This window comes from Cellvibrio sp. ARAG 10.3 (assembly GCF_051846955.1).
In the GTDB taxonomy this organism is placed as follows: domain Bacteria; phylum Pseudomonadota; class Gammaproteobacteria; order Pseudomonadales; family Cellvibrionaceae; genus Cellvibrio.
This window is the reverse complement of the sequence record NZ_JBPYCU010000009.1, coordinates 184,678-202,089: the sequence shown is the minus strand read 5'-3', so window position 1 is coordinate 202,089 and position 17,412 is coordinate 184,678. Positions and strand designations below refer to the sequence as shown.

Below are 17,412 nucleotides of genomic sequence, written 5' to 3'. Positions count from 1 at the left end.
ATACGCATTCACCCGGCTCGGGTGTTGAAGTTGGTAGCTAATCAACTTCTTCAGAGAGATACAAGGTCGGATTAGCCAAAGGCGTAATCCGACACCCCATCGTCCACCACCGGCAACAGCGGCAAAACAAGCGGCAGCGTTTTGCCGCTCCACCGCTTTTCCTTTTTCCTCCCCGCTTTTCCCTCTCCCCCGATTCCCTTCAATCCAAAAATTTCCCTTACACATCAACACATTAAAGATACTCCCACCGCTCACGCCAACTTGGCACCGCTCTTGCAAAACCCTGTTTATCCACAAAACTGCCAAAAAATTAACGGCCAGAGGGTTTACAGATGGACAAGGCGTTATACATCGCAATGACCGGTGCCAAGCACAACATGATGGCGCAGACGGTCCATGCCAATAACCTCGCCAACCTCAATACCACCGGTTTTCGTTCGGACTTCGCCCAGGCGCGCAGCATGGCGGTGTACTACGGCGAAGGCCAACCGACCCGCGCCTATGCGCTGACTGAATCGCCGGCCACCGACTTCCAGCAAGGCCCCTTGATCAACACCGGCAACGAAATGGATCTGGCCATTAGCGGCCCCGGTTTTATCGCGGTCCAGGCCCCTGATGGTACGGAAGCCTATACCCGCGCCGGTAACCTCAGCATCGACGCCAATGGCGTGCTGCGTACCAGTAACGGTTTGGCGGTGCTGGGCAACGGTGGTCCGATTACCTTTCCGCCGCTGGAAAAACTCGAAATCGGCAGCGACGGCACTTTATCCATGGTGGCGCAAGGGCAGGGCCCGGAAGCCATGGTGGAGATCAATCGTATTCGTCTGGTGAATCCTGACCTGCAAAATATCGAGAAGGGCGAAGATGGTTTGTTTCGTCAGCGCGATGGCCTGGCCGCACCGGTAGCCGCCGAAGTGCGTGTGATGGGTGGATTCCTTGAAGGCAGCAACGTGAATGCCGTGAGCGCTTTCACCGATATCCTCAGCTTGTCGCGTCAATACGAGATGCAAGTGAAATTCATGAAAACGGTAGAAGAAAATTCCAGTGCTTCGGCACGCCTGTTGCAAATGTCCTGATAGGCATAACAGCGGAAAACATTTTCCGCTTTTAACATTTTTTAAATCCTGCTTCGGCGGGATGAACCAGAGAGAGACACACTATGCACGCCGCACTCTATGTCAGCAAAACCGGGTTGGCCGCACAGGATAAACAACTCACCACCATTTCCAATAACCTGGCGAATGTGGGTACGGTGGGTTTTAAACGCGATCGCGCTGTGTTTGAAGATTTGATGTATCAGGTCCAGCGCCAACCGGGCGCACAAACCACACAAGACACTGAGCTGCCATCGGGTTTGCAATTGGGTACCGGTGTGCGCGTGGTGGCAACACAAAAACAATTTACTGAAGGCAGTTTGCAGGTGACTGAGCAACCGCTGGATGTGGCTATCGACGGGCGCGGTTTCCTGCAAATCCTGATGCCTGACGGCACGCTGGCGTACACCCGTAACGGCCAACTACAAATTAACGGTGAAGGCCAATTGGTGAATAACGAAGGCATGCTGATTGAGCCGGCGATCAATATTCCGGAGGGCACGAACCACGTCACTATCAGTACCGATGGTATCGTCAGTGCGTTCAGGGACGGTGAAGTTGAACCGCAACAGATCGGCGATATTTTGCTGGTAGATTTTATTAACCCGACCGGTCTGCAAGCCATCGGTGGCAATCTGTTTCGCGAGACTGTAGCCAGTGGTAACCCGCAACAAGGTGCGCCCGGTGAAAACGGTATGGGTCGTTTACTGCAAGGTACCCTGGAAAATTCCAACGTGGATATCGTGGAAGAAATGGTGAACATGATCACCACCCAACGCGCTTACGAAATGAATTCCAAAGTCGTATCCGCCGCCGACCAGATGCTGCAATACATTACCCAAACGCTTTAAGCCAACGGAGTTAAATCCATCATGAAACTGATCAGCACATCATCGCGACATCTGGCAGCACGCAGCAAAGGTCTGGCGCTGGTGCTGTTGAGTGTTTTGAGTTTGTCGGCCTGTATGTCCAACGACAAACCGGCGCCCGGCGATCCTTATTACGCGCCCTCGGTTTCACCGACGGCGAGTATGCCCCAGCGCACCGAAGGCTCGTTGTTCCAGGAGCGTTATGGCCTGTCATTGTTTGATGACCGCAAAGCCCTGAACGTGGGTGACATCATCACGATTACCTTGACGGAACGCACTGTCTCGCGCAAAAGCTCCGGCGTAAGTGTCAGCAAAGAAAGTGACACCACATTCAATGCAGGGCCGCTCTTTGGTAATAACCCGGCTTTTAAAGGTTCAACTCTAGAGACGGCGTTACAACAAAACCGTGAATTCAATGGCGATGCCGGTGCTGACCAAAGCAACAGTTTGCAAGGCAATATCACCGTGACTGTCGCAGAAGTGTTACCCAACGGTAATCTCGTGGTGCGCGGTGAAAAATGGATGACCTTGAACCGCGGTGATGAATTTATTCGCATCAGCGGCATTGTGCGGCCCGATGATATTTCACCGAACAATACCGTGGTGTCCACCCGCCTGGCCAACGCGCAAATTTCTTATAGCGGTACCGGCACACTGGCAGACTCGCAATCCATGGGTTGGTTGGCGCGCTTCTTTAACAGCGAATACTGGCCCTTTTAACGGAGCAGAAACATCATGTGGCGTCGCCTGATTATTATCTTGATAAGTTTGCCGCTGGCGTTCAGTGCGCAGGCTGAACGCATCAAGGATCTCACGTCCGTTGCGGGCGTTCGTGCCAACCAATTAATTGGTTACGGTTTGGTGGTGGGCCTTGATGGCACGGGTGACCAAACCACGCAATCACCTTTTACCGTGCAATCGTTTAACAGCATGTTGAAGCAATTCGGTATTACCGTACCGGAAGGCACGCGGATGCAAATGAAAAACGTGGCGGCAGTGATGATACAGGCCGAATTACCTGCCTTTGCCAAACCGGGTCAAACCCTGGACGTTACCGTGTCGTCCATCAGTAATGCCAAAAGTTTGCGCGGTGGCAGCTTGTTGATGTCCAGCCTCAAAGGGCTGGATGGCAAAGTCTACGCTGTTGCCCAGGGTAACCTGGTTGTCGGTGGCTTCGGTGCAACCGGTAACGACGGTTCCAATATTAAAGTGAATATTCAAAGTACGGGCCGCATTCCCAGTGGCGCGATTGTTGAGCGCATGGTGGATACCAATTTCGCGGCGGGCCAACCGATTATCTTTAATTTGCACCGCGCCGATTTCACGACGGCGACTCGCGTTGCCAAAAGCATCAATGATTTATTAGGGCCGGATACCGCGCGTCCGCTCGATGCCGTTTCCATTATGGTGGATGCACCGGTGAATCCGGCACATCGCGTGGATTTTCTAGCCATGTTAGAAAATCTCGATGTGAAACCCGGCGAAGAAGCTGCCAAGGTCATTATTAATTCGCGTACCGGCACCATCGTGGTGGGGCAAAACGTGCGCGTGTCGCCGGTAGCGGTAACGCACGGCAGTTTGACTGTATCGGTTTCGGAAAGTCTGACCGTCAGCCAGCCGAACGAATTTGGCCAGGGCCAAACCGTGGTCGTGCCCAACAGCCGTGTTGAAGTCACGGAAGAGACCAATCCCATGTTCAAGTTTGCGCCGGGCGCGTCTCTGGAAGATATCGTTAAATCCGTCAATACCGTGGGCGCATCGCCAGCGGATTTGATGGCGATCCTGGAAGCGCTTAAACAATCCGGCGCACTGAAAGCAGAATTGGTGGTGATCTGATGATTCCCGTCGACACTAAAAATCAGCTGCACGCCGCGCAGGATTCATTCCTGAATAACCAGGCGCTGAATAATATTAAACATCTGGGGCGCGATGATGACCCCCAAGCGTTGAAAGAAGTGGCGAAAAAATTTGAAGCCATCTTTTTGCAGCAAATGTTGAAAACCATGCGTTCTGCCAATGAAGTCTTTGCGGAAGGCAGCTACTTCAATAGCAGTGAAACGCAATTTCACCAGGATATGCTCGATCAACAAATGTCCCTGGAGTTAACCAGCGGGCGCGGTCTGGGTTTGGCTGATGCCCTTTATGCGCAAATGCAGCGAGCTTATGGTGATCAACAGCGTCCGCTGCCGACAAATAAAGGTTACGACCTTGATTCCACCGATGAGGTCGTACCGGTTAAACAATTATCCGAGGTGCTGCAAGGGCAACAACTATTGAGTGCGTTTGCCGAAGACTCGCAGGGCAATAACCCGGTTCCGGTGAATAACAACCTGAACGCCTCCCTGCTGGCTTACGCGCAAGCTGAGCGCGCGGTGGCGATGGCCAAACGCACACCGGCAGCCACATCAGTCACTGGCGATAAAAACGGTATAGCCAATTCGCCGGATGAATTTATTAACACCTTGAAGCCTTACGCGGAAAAAGCCGCGCAGGCCCTCAATGTGAATGCCGATGTTTTACTGGCCCAGGCCGCGCTGGAAACCGGTTGGGGTAAACATGTAATTCACACCCAAGCAGGTGCTAACAGTTTTAATTTGTTCAACATTAAAGCGGATGGGCGTTGGCAGGGAGCAAGTGTCAATGTCAGTACGCTGGAATATCGGCAGGGGATAGCAAAACAAGAGCGCGCTGACTTCCGTCGTTACGGTAATTACGCTGAAAGCTTTGCGGACTACGTGAACTTTTTGCAAAGCAATCCGCGCTATCGCCAGGCACTGGAGTCCGGTGTGAATTCTTCTGCTTACGCCGAGGCATTGCAGGACGCGGGTTATGCCACTGATCCGGCTTACGCCGATAAGATTAAATCCCTGTTGGGCAGCGAGCCGATTCGCTCTGCAACAGCAACGCTGGCCAGTGTGGCTGGCGCGACTGACGAAACCTGAGGAAGGTAACCATGTCCGGTTTACTGTCTACCGCTGTCTCCGGTTTGCAAGCCAGCCAGAATGCGCTGCGCACCGCTGGCCATAATATCTCCAATGCCAATACGGCCGGTTTCAGTCGCCAACAGGTTAATTATGTTACGCGTCCGGAATACGGCATCGGCGCTGCCGGTTATCTAGGGAATGGCGTTACCACCGAATCCATCGAGCGGGTGGTCAATGAATTTACCATTACCCAATTGCGTCTGGATACATCTGCATTCCATCAACTCGACAAATACAACACCAACATCGGTCAGGTGGATAAATTATTTGCGGATGAAGGGACGGGGTTGTCCGGTTCATTGCAAAGTTTTTTTGCAGCCTTGCAAAACGGCGCTGACGATCCTTCTTCCATTCCGGCGCGCCAGCTGGTTATCAGCCAGGCAGACAGCTTGAGCGCCCGTTTTAATAATTTACATAACCGCCTTAAGGCTATTGAGTCGGGTGTCAATCAGGAAATTAAAGCGGTTACCGCACAGATGACTGCGCTCGCGCAAAGTATTGCGAACCTGAACCAGGCGATCAACGATAAAGGTGCGGGCGGACAAGGCTCACCCAATGATTTACTGGACCAGCGCGACGAAGCCCTACGCAAACTATCGGAACTCACATCCATCCAGGTGGTTAAACAAAACGATGGCAATGTGAATGTGTTTATCGGCAACGGTCAGCCCCTGGTGGTAGGGCAAAAGGTCAGCAAGTTTGACGTGCGCGATGGCGGTCAGATTTATTTGACCAACGGCGTACAAACTGCTGATGTTACGCAACAAATTACCGGTGGAAAGTTGGGTGGACTTTTGCAGTTTCGGGAAGATGTTCTGAACCCCGCAATGAATGAATTGGGCCGCGTGGCCATTGTATTGGCCGATCAGTTTAACCAGCTCCAGCAGCAAGGTCTGGATATGGATGGCGACTACGGCCAATTATTATTTGGTGATATCAACACCCGGGAAGCCATGACCGACCGCATCAAGCACGGGCGCAACGCCTTGCCGGATGACCGCCGTTTGTCGTTATCCATCGATAATCCGGCGCTGCTGACCAATAGCGACTACAGTTTTCAAATCGTTCCCAATACCAACAACTACATTGTTACCCGTGCGGCGGATGACAAGATCGTTAGCCAGGGGATGTTAACCGGTGCCTATCCGCTGAAAATTTCGTTTGATGGCTTAACCCTGAACCTGGAAGGCGGCAGTTTCCAGGGCGGCGACAGTTTTACCCTGCAACCGACAATCAACGGTGCCCGCGATATTAAAACCCAACTTACCCGTCCGGAAGATTTGGCCTTTGCGGTAGCGGTGCGGACCGGCACCTCGTCCGGTAATACCGGTAGCGGTGTGATCAGCAGTGGTGAAGTCCTGGGTCTGGTAGACAGCAACGGCAACACCTTGCCGGCATTTGCCAACGCGGGTCAATTATCACCACCGGTGATTATTCGTTTTACATCCGCCACCACATACGACGTGTTGGATAATTCTGATCCGGCAAATCCGAAGCACTTAAATCCACCGATGCGCGACCAGGTGTTTATTCCCGGCGTGGATAACCCGGTATTTTCCACGGACGTGGGTGAGACGCGGGTGATGGGCGATGGCGGACGGACCGGTTTACCATCCGGGCGCACGCCGGCCAACTTACCGATTGGCAGTCTGGTGGGGCAGGTGAATGCTTATCCTGCGGAACAATATACCTTTGTCATGACCAACCCGGTGACGGGCGCTGTGTCTTCACAAGTGGTCACCACGCAAGCGAATGCATCGGCGGCGCAAACCGCAGCCATGTTAAGCAATATTTCGGGCGTATCGGCCAATGCGATGACCACGGCAGCAATCAGTGATATCAACATCAATGATTTTTCTGCGCCGTTGCAAATTTCTGTCAACGGTGTGGACTTACTGCAGTACACCGCCGGTGCGCCGGATATCAGCATCCCTGACCCGACCGTGCCGGGCAACCTGGCCGCGTTTAATGATTACCTCGCCGAGCAGATTAATGGCAATGCTGATTTGGCCTCGCTGGGTATTCGCGCGGTCAGCGGCAGTAACCCGATTACTGGTGCGCCGGAATTGCAAATGGTGGCATCGTCTGGCGTAAATCTGGACATTCGGTTTACCGCGACTACCGCGGGTAATTCCATCGGCGTGCACGACAGCAACGGTAATCCAACAATTACCCTGGCGGAGTCCACCGCCGGTAACCAGAGCGCGATTACCGTGGGTGGGCGCATCGATATCACTATGGCGGACGGCGTAAAACTAAGAACTTCGCCTACCAACAGCCAATTGTTGGGCGACAGTACCGCCGCCGATTTTGCGCAGTCTTCTTATCTGGGTTACCAGGTGACCATCAAAGGTCAGCCCCAGGCAGGTGATACGTTCACGATTGGCTTCAACAGTAACGCCAGTAACGACAACCGCAATGCGTTGCGCTTTGTTGAGCTGGAAACCAAAGGCACGATTGAAAATGGGGCATTGAGTTTGTCCGGCGGTTACAGCCGTCTGGTGGAAACTGTGGGTACGAAAAGTAATTTGTCTTCCATCAACACCTCGGCGAGTAAAAGTTTGCTGGAACAAACACAAACCCTGCGCGACAGTGTATCCGGTGTGAACCTCGATGAAGAGGCGGCGGATCTGATTAAGTTTGAACAAATGTACAACGCCAATGCGCGGGTTATTTCGGTTGCCCGTGATCTGTTCGATACCCTGTTGAATTCGGTTTAACCTAGACGAGCTGGACGGCTAATTATCATGCGTGTATCCACATCTCAAATTTATAACATCGCCAACATCGGTATGGCGAAAGCCCAGGCGGCGGTGACACGCACCGATGAACAGATTGCATCGGGTAAACGTTTGTTATCGCCTGCCGATGATCCGGTGGCAGCGACCACGATTTTGCAGATCACTCAGGAATTAAGTCGCATTGAGCAATACAATAAAAATATTACGATTGCAGAAAATAACCTGAACCTCGAAGAGGTTGCTTTGGAATCAGTGACGAATCTGATTCATCGCATGAAGGAAATTGCCGTCGCTGCCGGTAACACCGCCGTATTAACCCCGGACGATTACAAAGCCTATGCGGCGGAAATTGACAGCCGCATTGAAGAACTACTCAACCTGCAAAATACACGCAGTTCAAGCGGACAGTATATCTTTGCCGGTTACCAGGGTAGTACCCAACCCTTTAGCAGTGATGGGGGCGGTAATTATTCCTATCACGGCGATGAAGGGCAGTTGCGTCTGCAAGCATCCAATACCGTGAACGTGGCGGTGAGTGATTCCGGCAAGCGGATATTTATGGATATCCCCAGCGGTCACAACACAATCGCGACCTCCGCCAATCCTGTTAACCGGGCTGTCCCCGCAGCAACCATTAGCGTCGGTCAGGTTGTTGATCAGGAAGTGTTTGATGCGTTATTCCCGGAGGACATGGTAGTCACTTTTAATGCCACGTCCGCTGTCGCGCCGGCTGCGGCGAATTACACCATTACCGAGCGCAACAGCGGTCGCGTGTTGGTCGCTAATGCGGTGTACACTCCGGGCCAGGAAATTGAAGTGCAAGGTGTTAGCCTGCAAATTTCCGGTGCGCCCATGCCGCCTACGGCAGCGAGTTTACCTTTTGCGTTTAATACGGCTGCGGCACCGATTGATTTTGCGGCAAGCCCCACCACCTTGACCGTGTCCGTTGGTGGAAGAACAGAAACGCTGGATTTAAACATTGCGGTAAACAACGCAACAGATTTTGCTAACGCACTGACCGCCGGTCCTAACGCCGCGAAACTGGCTAATCTTGGTTTAACGGTGACGCCAGCGGGAATTACCTCTGCCAACGGCATGAACGTGACGCTGCGCGGCGGCAATGCTGACGTGAATAACGCAACGGGCTTAACCACCAGCACGGGTGTTACCTCAACTAATGGCCGCCCGGGGGATTCATTTTTTATTGAGTCAACCAACAAACAACCGCTGATAACTACCTTGTCCCGTTTTAGTCAGGCGATGAAAAATATCGATAACACGCCAGAGGGTAAGGCGCAGTTCAAGGAGATGGTGGATAAAACCCTGGTGAATTTAAATTTTGCCTTGACCAACATTACCTCGGTGCATGGCGAAGTGGGTGCGCGCTTAAATACCCTGGAGAGTTCAAAGGATTTGAATCTGGACTCAAAAGTTCATAGCAACAAAGTGTTGGGTGACCTGCGTGACCTTGACTATGCAGAAGCGTCCACGCGGTTGCAGATGGAAACATTTGTGTTGAGTGCAGCGCAGCAAAGTTTTGTGAAAGTCAGCCAGTTGACCTTGTTCAGTTATCTGTAGGTCGGATTAGCGCAGCGTAATCCGACACGTTTGGGGGAATATCACACTCCCCTCAACACATGCACCCCGACACAACCTACTAAACTGAAACACACATTGCGAAAAAGGTTTGACCCAAATGCCCTCAATCCTCGCTCCCCTGGAAAGTTTTCTCGCCCAAACCCAATCCCTATTGGCGCTGGCCCAAGCCGACGACTGGGAAGCCTTCGAAACTCACATGGCGGAACGCCAGGCCAAATTGCCCGCACTGGGCGAAAGCCAATTCCTCATCGCCATTACCAAGGCGGGATTGGTCGATGAAGCCAAATCCTTAATTCAGGCCATCCAGGCCACTGACCAGCAAATCGTTGAGGTTGCAGAAAGCAGCAAAGCAAAAATCAGCGAACAACTGCGTCAATCCATCAAAGCCACCAAAGCCGTCGTGGCCTATAAAGGCCTTTGATTCTGTCGGATTAGACTATGCTAATCCGAGCTACGCCCTATACATTCGTATTTTCGTAGGTCGGATTAGGTAACGCCGTAATCCGACAATGCCCTACCTACACACACCAATCTCATCTGCAGCTCTTTGTCGGATTACGCTGCGCTAATCCGACCTACGGGATCGAGACCGAACCCACCTGTTTTCTTATAACTGGAAATCGGTAAATTGGCTGTTTCACGTCAATTAGTGCACCGAAAGCCGCCGTTTTTTTACCCATCTCACTTCCAGGCGCATTTTCTTATATTTCTAACCAATTGATTTTAAAGGGTTTTTAAATTTTCAATCGTCAACTCGCAATTTTGTTAAAAATCTTCTAAAGCTCTGCCGAAGCCGGACGATAACCTTTTCAGAAGACCTGGTGTGACTGTTCTCAGGCTTCACCAACAGACTGGTCGCAGCAACTCGCAAAAGACTGTGAACAGAACCAAAATTTTAGGAGATTGATCATGGCTTTAGTAATTAGCACCAACGTTGCATCTATCAACGCCCAGCGTCAGTTGATGAACTCTGGCAACGCTCTGGACCGCGCCACCGAGCGTTTGTCTTCCGGTAACCGTATTAACTCAGCCAAAGACGACGCCGCCGGCCTCGCCATTGGTAACCGCATGACTTCACAGGTTCGTGGTCTGGACCGCGCCATCAGTAACGCTAACGATGGTGTGTCCATGATTCAAACCGCTGAAGGTGCACTGCAAGAATCTACCAACATCCTGCAACGTATGCGTGAGCTGGCTGTTCAGTCTTCGAACGGTATTTACAACGATGCAGACCGCAACACCCTGAATGCTGAAGTCCAGCAGCTGAAACAAGAATTGGATCGTATTGCTCAGACCACCTCGTTCAACGGTCGCGCATTGCTGGATGGTTCTTTGGGGTCAACCAGCCTTCAGGTGGGCGCACTGGCTAACCAAACCATCGAAGTAAAAATCGGTTCTTTCAATACATCTTCATTGGGTGGCAGCGCCGGTGACATCGTTGGTGAGGCAGTGGCTAACGGTTTATCTGATCTTCAAGCTCTTGATGGTACTGATACCATCAAAGTGAACGACACAATCATCAGCGACTTGAGTAGCACAAGCACCCTGAACGAAGCATTAGCGATTATGAATGCTGATCTGGATGGAAAAGGCGCCAAAGTATCAGCACAAGTAGAACTTACCGCCGATAACACAGGCTCCGGTGTGTTGCGTGCAGGCACTGACTCATTGACCATTGCTGTAACAGATGGTGACGGTAATTCCCAGTCTTACGTTATTACCGGTACCAACAGTCTGAACGAATTAGTTAGTAAGATTAATAAGGAAACGGGTGTTGAAGCGAGCCTGAATGACAAAGGTAAATTGGTACTGAATGTCCAAGGGGCTACCGATATCTCTATAACTGACAGTACTACCAGTGCCGTTGCGTCTGGCTTTTCCTCAACCACTACAGCCAACTTCTCGCTTGTCTTTACAGATACCAGCGCCGATAAGCGAGGCGTAAAAATCGAAGCAGAAGGTGCATTTGCTGCTAGCGATGACTTGGGTATCGATTTGCAAGATTCTAACGGCAACATTGAAGGTGCCGCTGTTTCGGCAACAACCGGCACAGATCTGGCCAAGGGCGATCTTATTATCAATGGGGTAGAGATTGAGGCGATCGTTAGCGGCGCTGCTGCTAGTGATACTTTGGCAGAAGCCATCAAAGTTATTAACAAGTCTTCGGCCCAGACTGGCGTCATTGCATTTACTAACGAAGCAGGAGACGGCATTGCCTTACGATCTGCCAGTGGTGACGAAATTTCCATTAAATACGGCGATAGCTCAACGAGCGCAGATGTTCTGGCGGTAACCGGTTTGCAAGAGCGTAATGCTTCTCAGGGTTCAGGTTCAGTTGCCAGTATCAACGTATCAACAGCTGCCGGTGCGCAAAGAGCTATCAGCATCATCGACAAAGCGATCGACCAGGTGAGTGCGACCCGTGCGGATCTCGGTGCTGTGAACAACCGTCTGGACTTCACTGTATCCAACCTGGCGAACATCTCTGAGAAAACCTCAGCCGCTCGTTCACGTATCAACGATGCTGACTTCGCTCAAGAGACTGCAAACCTGAGCCGTTCGCAAGTACTGCAACAAGCAGCAACAGCGATGCTGGCCCAGTCCAACGCCAGACCGCAACAAGTTCTGTCACTGTTGCAATAAGGCCGATAGATATCGCCGGGGCAACCCGGCGAATTTATCATTTCGAGGAATACGCATATGAGTGAAGTCACTAGAACAGAAGCCAGGCTACATCCCGTTGCTACTGTGTTGGCTCCATCATCTGCAGGGTCCAGGGATGTTGGCGGCAAGACCTTGCCGCCGCAAGTTCCAGATGTTGCCGCTAAACCGGAGGTCGTTGTACCGGAAGCGGAAATCAAACCTGATGTAAGCGCCGATATCAGTAAAAGAGTTCAGGCTGCTGTGGCACAAATGAATGAATATATTCAGTCCACACAGCGCGATTTACATTTCAGTTACGATCCGGAAGCGGGTGAAACCGTGATAAAAGTTCTGGACCGGGTAACCCAGGATGTGATTCGCCAGATCCCTGATGAGATCTTCCTGAAGTTGGCGCAAGGCTTTGATTCAGAAGGAAATTTACATCTGTTGAGCGCGCAGGCCTAGCAGGCTTATAACGCGATACCTGTTTGTGTTAGCAATAAAAAAGGCGCATCGAAAGGTGCGCCTTTTTTATTTTCCATTCACCAAAAAGCTTCTTAAGCCGCGGCAATTTTCAGCGGCAATCTCTGCAAAAATTTCCACCGATTATTTCGTTGGCACAGTCTGTGCAAAAAGGCACTCAGGCACCATGTAAAAATCCTGAAGGTGTTGGCTATAGAGCAGTTGGCCAGTAATGCACAGGGTTTGCCAGAAGTCTGTTGACAAGTTTACAGGCTTCGTCAATCGACTTGTCCCGGAGAGTAAATCCTCTGAGCAGGAATAATCACTAGGAGATTTATTATGTCTTTAGTCATTAACACAAACGTCGCGTCGATCAATTCGCAACGCCAGTTGATGAACTCCGGGAACGCCCTGGATCGTTCTACTGAGCGCTTGGCGTCTGGTCAACGCATTAATTCTGCGAAAGACGACGCAGCAGGCCTTGCGATTTCCAATCGCATGACTTCCCAGGTTCGCGGTTTGAACCAGGCTGTGCGCAACGCCAATGATGGTGTTTCCCTTGTGCAAACGGCCGAGGGTGCGTTGCAGGAAGTAACCAATATTTTGCAACGTATGCGTGAACTGTCTATTCAATCAGCGAACGGTATTTATTCTGATGCTGACCGCAATACCTTGAATGCGGAAGTGCAGCAATTAAAGCTGGAATTAAATCGCATTGCCGAGACAACTTCTTTTAACGGTCAACCGTTGTTGGATGGCTCCTTGGGCAACACCACTTTGCAAGTGGGTTCTGAAGCTAACCAAACCATTGATATCAGAATTGCATCTTTCAGCACTTCTTCACTGGGTGGTTCTTCCGGGGACATCGTAGGTGAGGCCACAGAGAATGGTTTAAGTGATTTAACTGACTTGGCGGGCGGCGATGAATTGATCATCAATGGTACGGCGATCAGCGATTTGAGCCCGGCAGGGACCTTGAACGAAGCCTTGGCCATCATCAATAGCGATCTCGATGGTAAAGGTGCTGCAGCGGCATCACTGGTGCAAATTACGTCTGATAATACCGGCTCGGGTATTTTGCGCGCGGGTACCGACACCCTGACCTTGACCAAGGTTGACGGTGACGGCAACTCGCAAGTGTACGTGCTTACCGGCACTAACAGCATGAAAGAGTTGGTTGCAAAAATTAACGCGGAAACCGGCATCGAAGCCACGTTAAATGAAAGCGGCAAACTGGTATTGACGGCAGCGGGAGCTACCTCGATTACCGTCGCTGACAACACGACCAACAACGCTGCCACCGGATTGGATGATGTCACCAACGGCGGTCTCACCAATTTCTCATTAGTCTTTAACGACACCAGTGTTGAGAAGCGCGGCGTGACTATTGAAACCGGTGCAGGTATTGCCGCCGGTGAGATGGCGGCGTTAGGTATTGATGCGCAAGACTCGGACGGTAACCTGGTGAGTTCATCCATCACTGCCCTGACAGCGGATGGCACACTCGCCGAAGGCGACCTGATTATCAATGGTATTGAGATCGGTGCGATTAATGCCGGTGCGGCGGTGGGCGATACCACAACGGAAGCCATTCGTGTCATCAACGAAGCCTCTTCAAAAACCGGTGTGGTGGCTTTCTTGTCCGGTACGGATCAGATCGCTTTGCGTTCAGCCAGTGGTGGTGAAATTTCTATCAAATATGGAGCAACAGCAACTGCGGCAGATGTTCTCGCGTTTACCGGCTTGCAAGAGCGTAATGCGACAGAAGGTGTAGGTTCTGTAGCCAGTATTGATATCTCCACGGCCGAGGGCGCACAGCGTGCTATTGCGATCATCGACAAGGGTATTGACCAGGTCAGTGCAACACGCGCCGATCTCGGTGCGGTGAACAACCGTCTGGACTTTACCGTGTCGAATCTGTCGAACGTTTCAGAGAAAACATCTGCCGCCCGCTCGCGGATTGTGGATGCTGACTTTGCTGCGGAGACGGCGGATCTGAGTCGTGCCCAGGTTTTGCAACAGGCTGCGACCGCCATGTTGGCACAATCTAACGCCAGACCTGAACAGGTATTGCAGTTGCTGCAATAAGGGAAAAACGACCGGGTTAGGGTGATGTAGCCTTGATCCGATCAACCGGGATTGTATTTGATGGATGTGATTGTGTCGGATTACGCTGCTGCGCAGTTAATTCGACCTACTGGAATTTTCAAAGTCCGTAGGTCGCATTAGCCCGCAGGGCGTAATCCGACCCCGGTTCCCGAAGTAGGTCGAATCAGCCCCAACGGGGCGTAATCCGACGATACACTCCGGCTAATTTCACTGCCGGACCTGGAAAGAAAATTTTTCAATTCGACTAAAGTTTGGGCAAGTATTGCCGCTATGCTTAGAGATACAGGCATAGCACGTGTCTGCGGATATCATTTCCCGCGCCAGAGGACAGTTTTCATGGTTGACAGCACCAGCTCAAGCACTACCACCAATCCCGGTTCCAGCATCATCAATTCGCTGGGCGGTGGTTCGGGTATTGATTCGGCGTCACTGATCAAGCAACTGGTGGAAATCAATAAGGCACCGGAACTGAACCGCCTTACCTCGCGCCAGACGCTCCTGGAAACCCAAATTTCTGACTTCGGTTTGCTGCGCAGTTCCTTTGCAACCTTACAAACCGCCGCCAATGCACTCGCCAGCCCCGATACCTTCAATGCCAAAGCGGTATCGATTCCTGATACGTCATTGTTAGGCATTACCAAGTTGGATGCCAAAGCCGTGGCGGGTGATTACCGTCTCAAGGTTGAACAGATAGCCCAGGCGCAATCGCTCAGTTCCGGCTCCTACTCAAGCGTTAATGATGCGGTAGGCAAGGGCACCTTGACCTTGCGTTTTGGTAGTTGGAATGAAGCGCTCGATGAATTCTCGGTAAACACCGCCAAGAGCGGTGCGACCATTACGATTGATGACACCAACAATACCCTCAGTGGATTGCGCGACGCGATAAACAAAGCGGACATTGGTGTTCAGGCGACTATCGTAAGCGACGGGGGTTCTTATAAATTATTGTTGACCGCGCCTTCTGGTGAAGCTAACGAGATTGAATTGACCGCTACAGAAGATGGCGACGCTCCAGGTTTGGCTAACTTCAATTTCAATACCGCCAATCAAGCCTTAGCGCAGGAGCAGGGCGGTGCCAATGCGCTGATACGCGTCAATGGTTTATTGTTAACACGCGAGTCCAATCACTTGACAGATGTGATTGACGGCATGGAGTTTGACATCTTCAACAGCTCAACGACAGAGACGGTGAGCATCAATATTTCTGCTGATAAAAGTATTGCCGAAACCGCCATTCGCGATTTTGTGAGCACCTACAATACCTTTCTCGGTGAGGTCGAAAAACTGGTTGGTTTTAATGAAGAGTTGGGCGAGTACGGCAGCTTACGCCAGGATCCGCTGGCCAAAAATTTATTGCAAAGTATTCGCTCTATGATGACCGGTTCAGTCGCTGGCATTACCAACGGTTTTGATTCGTTATCCACGCTGGGTATTCGTACAGAATTGAATGGCACGTTAAAAATTGTTGAAAACGGAACCAATACCGATTTTCGCGCAGCCATCGATAAAAACTTTGAAGCAGTGAGGGATTTATTCACACCCAAAACCTCATCATCCAATAGTTTGCTGGATGTCACCGCGTTCAGTCGCGCGAGCCAACCGGGCAACTATGAGGTCGTCATTACCCAGCAGCCGGAGAAAGGGCGCTTTGTTGCTGATGCAATGTCGTTTCCAATTGACACAACCGGAAAAGATTACAGTTTCAATATTGTTGTGGACGGTAAAAGCGCCGCGACCATCACGCTGCCGGATGGCAAGGTTTACGCTAGCGGTACAGAGTTGGCGGCGGAGATGCAATCGTTAATCAACCTGGATTCAGAGATTAAAAACGGCCGGGTGGGTGTACAGGTCGCGTTTAATACCAACACGAATCAGCTTGAATTTACCTCTAACGCCTACGGTGCAGCAAGCAATGTCTCCTTCACCAGTGTAGGTGCCGATATGGCAGACCTCGGAATCAGTGCCGGTATCGGCACAGCCGGTAAAGATGTCGCCGGTACTGTGGATGGCGTGACGGCATTTGGTTTTGGCAACATTTTACTGCCGGCTATTGGCAGTAAAGCCGAAGGCTTGAGCATGGTGGTTACTCCCGGTGTCACCAACGCGACCATTGGTTTTTCGCGCGGTTTCGCCGGGCAGATGGACAGCTTGATCAATGACTTCCTGAAAAACTCCGGCTTGATCAAAGGTCGCGAAACCAATATCAATAAAGAAATTGATAATGTTGAAGAAGACATGGAGCAAGTGGAGCGTCGCAGTGAGGCTTATCGGTTACGTTTGCAATCACAATTTATTGCGATGGAATCTATCGTGCGTAGCTTGAATAATACGGGCAGTTTCCTTGACGGTTTGGTGGATCGCTTGCCATTTACGTCCAAGAACAATTAAGCGCCGTTACCGTAGTGTTTCAGCGATTATGTTCATAAATTAAATTTTTTTGGCAACCTAAAGTTCACTCCAGGTGTGCCGCTAACTTCGGTAAGCGCAGCCAAGCTGCAGTTATCACCGGCGAGAGACAGTCCTATGAATCCATACCAGGCAGCAAAAAGTTATTCTTCCCTCAAAGTGCAATCCGGTGTAATGGACGCATCACCGCACCGACTGATCCAGATGTTGTTCGAAGGCGCGCTTGAGCGTATTGCTCAGGCCAAAGGTGCCATGTCGCAAAATCAAATTGCCCGCAAAGGTGAGTTAATCGGCAAAGCCGTCAATATTGTCGGCGGATTGCAAGGCAGCCTGAACGACAAGGAGGGCGGCCAATTAGCTGCCAATCTCGACGATCTGTACGATTACATTATTCGTCGTTTGACGGAGGCCAATTTTCACAACGACCCCGAGCGCCTGGATGAATGTGCGCGTTTACTGGGTGAAATCAAAACTGCCTGGGATGCCATTGCAACGGAGGTGTGAG

Annotated in this window: 13 protein-coding genes; all 13 read left to right on the top strand. The window is 51.2% G+C overall.

Features of this window, described 5'->3' with window-relative positions; all coding sequences use genetic code 11:
* Positions 1 to 332 precede the first annotated feature (332 nt).
* The 13 genes from flgF (at position 333) to fliS (ending at position 17,411) form a co-directional block, all read left to right on the top strand.
* Positions 333 to 1,076: a flagellar basal-body rod protein FlgF gene (gene flgF, locus ACSV5M_RS13255; protein WP_439176714.1), complete on the top strand. Its 744-nt coding sequence runs from the start codon at positions 333 to 335 to the stop codon at positions 1,074 to 1,076.
* Positions 1,077 to 1,159: 83 nt separating this feature from the next.
* Complete coding sequence (gene flgG / locus ACSV5M_RS13250) at positions 1,160 to 1,945, top strand: flagellar basal-body rod protein FlgG (protein ID WP_439176713.1); 786 nt, start codon at positions 1,160 to 1,162, stop codon at positions 1,943 to 1,945.
* 21 nt (positions 1,946 to 1,966) lie between these two features.
* The gene (gene flgH, locus ACSV5M_RS13245; protein ID WP_439176712.1) at positions 1,967 to 2,683 is read left to right on the top strand and encodes a flagellar basal body L-ring protein FlgH; all 717 of its coding nucleotides are present in this window, start codon (positions 1,967 to 1,969) and stop codon (positions 2,681 to 2,683) included.
* Positions 2,684 to 2,698: 15 nt separating this feature from the next.
* Positions 2,699 to 3,799 (top strand): flagellar basal body P-ring protein FlgI, encoded by a 1,101-nt coding sequence (locus ACSV5M_RS13240; RefSeq protein WP_439176711.1) that lies wholly within the window; start codon positions 2,699 to 2,701, stop codon positions 3,797 to 3,799.
* A complete protein-coding gene (gene flgJ, locus ACSV5M_RS13235; protein WP_439176710.1) occupies positions 3,799 to 4,905 on the top strand; it encodes a flagellar assembly peptidoglycan hydrolase FlgJ in 1,107 nt (368 codons plus the stop codon). Before ACSV5M_RS13240 ends, flgJ begins: the two co-directional genes overlap by 1 nt.
* An 11-nt stretch (positions 4,906 to 4,916) precedes the next feature.
* A complete protein-coding gene (gene flgK / locus ACSV5M_RS13230; protein ID WP_439176709.1) occupies positions 4,917 to 7,667 on the top strand; it encodes a flagellar hook-associated protein FlgK in 2,751 nt (916 codons plus the stop codon).
* Between the two features lie 27 nt (positions 7,668 to 7,694).
* On the top strand, positions 7,695 to 9,266 hold the full coding sequence (gene flgL / locus ACSV5M_RS13225; protein WP_439176708.1) for a flagellar hook-associated protein FlgL: 1,572 nt from the start codon (positions 7,695 to 7,697) through the stop codon (positions 9,264 to 9,266).
* 118 nt (positions 9,267 to 9,384) lie between these two features.
* Positions 9,385 to 9,708 (top strand): flagellar protein FliT, encoded by a 324-nt coding sequence (locus ACSV5M_RS13220; protein WP_439176707.1) that lies wholly within the window; start codon positions 9,385 to 9,387, stop codon positions 9,706 to 9,708.
* 488 nt (positions 9,709 to 10,196) lie between these two features.
* The gene (locus ACSV5M_RS13215; protein ID WP_439176706.1) at positions 10,197 to 11,930 is read left to right on the top strand and encodes a flagellin N-terminal helical domain-containing protein; all 1,734 of its coding nucleotides are present in this window, start codon (positions 10,197 to 10,199) and stop codon (positions 11,928 to 11,930) included.
* 57 nt (positions 11,931 to 11,987) lie between these two features.
* Positions 11,988 to 12,395: a flagellar protein FlaG gene (locus ACSV5M_RS13210; protein WP_439176705.1), complete on the top strand. Its 408-nt coding sequence runs from the start codon at positions 11,988 to 11,990 to the stop codon at positions 12,393 to 12,395.
* Between the two features lie 336 nt (positions 12,396 to 12,731).
* Positions 12,732 to 14,480: a flagellin N-terminal helical domain-containing protein gene (locus ACSV5M_RS13205; RefSeq protein WP_439176704.1), complete on the top strand. Its 1,749-nt coding sequence runs from the start codon at positions 12,732 to 12,734 to the stop codon at positions 14,478 to 14,480.
* Between the two features lie 357 nt (positions 14,481 to 14,837).
* A complete protein-coding gene (gene fliD, locus ACSV5M_RS13200) occupies positions 14,838 to 16,889 on the top strand; it encodes a flagellar filament capping protein FliD (RefSeq protein WP_439176703.1) in 2,052 nt (683 codons plus the stop codon).
* Positions 16,890 to 17,024: 135 nt separating this feature from the next.
* Positions 17,025 to 17,411, top strand: a complete 387-nt coding sequence (gene fliS / locus ACSV5M_RS13195; RefSeq protein ID WP_439176702.1) for a flagellar export chaperone FliS — start codon at positions 17,025 to 17,027, stop codon at positions 17,409 to 17,411.
* Position 17,412 lies beyond the last annotated feature (1 nt).

What these genes read in the sequence shown, in the direction of transcription:
- flgG (WP_439176713.1), top strand. Translation starts at nt 1,160, where the DNA reads ATGCACGCCGCACTCTATGTCAGCAAAACCGGGTTGGCCGCACAGGAT.
- ACSV5M_RS13220 (WP_439176707.1), top strand. Translation starts at nt 9,385, where the DNA reads ATGCCCTCAATCCTCGCTCCCCTGGAAAGTTTTCTCGCCCAAACCCAA.
- fliS (WP_439176702.1), top strand. Translation starts at nt 17,025, where the DNA reads ATGAATCCATACCAGGCAGCAAAAAGTTATTCTTCCCTCAAAGTGCAA.
- flgK (WP_439176709.1), top strand. Translation starts at nt 4,917, where the DNA reads ATGTCCGGTTTACTGTCTACCGCTGTCTCCGGTTTGCAAGCCAGCCAG.
- ACSV5M_RS13210 (WP_439176705.1), top strand. Translation starts at nt 11,988, where the DNA reads ATGAGTGAAGTCACTAGAACAGAAGCCAGGCTACATCCCGTTGCTACT.
- ACSV5M_RS13205 (WP_439176704.1), top strand. Translation starts at nt 12,732, where the DNA reads ATGTCTTTAGTCATTAACACAAACGTCGCGTCGATCAATTCGCAACGC.
- ACSV5M_RS13240 (WP_439176711.1), top strand. Translation starts at nt 2,699, where the DNA reads ATGTGGCGTCGCCTGATTATTATCTTGATAAGTTTGCCGCTGGCGTTC.
- flgJ (WP_439176710.1), top strand. Translation starts at nt 3,799, where the DNA reads ATGATTCCCGTCGACACTAAAAATCAGCTGCACGCCGCGCAGGATTCA.
- flgL (WP_439176708.1), top strand. Translation starts at nt 7,695, where the DNA reads ATGCGTGTATCCACATCTCAAATTTATAACATCGCCAACATCGGTATG.
- ACSV5M_RS13215 (WP_439176706.1), top strand. Translation starts at nt 10,197, where the DNA reads ATGGCTTTAGTAATTAGCACCAACGTTGCATCTATCAACGCCCAGCGT.
- fliD (WP_439176703.1), top strand. Translation starts at nt 14,838, where the DNA reads ATGGTTGACAGCACCAGCTCAAGCACTACCACCAATCCCGGTTCCAGC.
- flgF (WP_439176714.1), top strand. Translation starts at nt 333, where the DNA reads ATGGACAAGGCGTTATACATCGCAATGACCGGTGCCAAGCACAACATG.
- flgH (WP_439176712.1), top strand. Translation starts at nt 1,967, where the DNA reads ATGAAACTGATCAGCACATCATCGCGACATCTGGCAGCACGCAGCAAA.